Source organism: Micromonospora sp. DT178 (assembly GCF_049841695.1).
GTDB lineage: Bacteria > Actinomycetota > Actinomycetes > Mycobacteriales > Micromonosporaceae > Micromonospora.
In genome coordinates this window covers 1-272 of sequence record NZ_JBNCKV010000086.1, presented here as the reverse complement: position 1 = coordinate 272, position 272 = coordinate 1, and the positions used below count along the sequence as shown (strand labels likewise).

The window sequence follows — 272 nt, the reverse complement described above, 5'->3', positions numbered from 1 at the left end:
ATCGACCCGTCCGGGCTACGCGGGTCGGACACCGGCGTGTATGTCGGCACCCACGGGCAGGACTATCCGACGTTGTTGAGTGTGGCCGATGCTGCGGGGGAGGGGTTCTCCGGTATCGGCAACGCTGCGAGTGTCATGTCGGGGCGGGTGGCGTACACCTTGGGCCTGGAAGGCCCGGCGGTGTCGGTGGACACGGCGTGTTCGTCGTCGTTGGTCGCGGTGCATTTAGCGGCGCAGGCGTTGCGGTCGGGTGAGTGTTCGATGGCCCTGGC

1 protein-coding gene is annotated in these 272 nt (G+C 67.6%); it reads left to right on the top strand.

Annotation, left to right across the window (positions count from 1 at the left end; genetic code table 11):
- Positions 1 to 36 precede the first annotated feature (36 nt).
- Positions 37 to 272, top strand: a 236-nt coding sequence (locus ACLQ22_RS32070) for a beta-ketoacyl synthase N-terminal-like domain-containing protein (RefSeq protein WP_425695615.1), incomplete at its 3' end; no start/stop codon positions are given.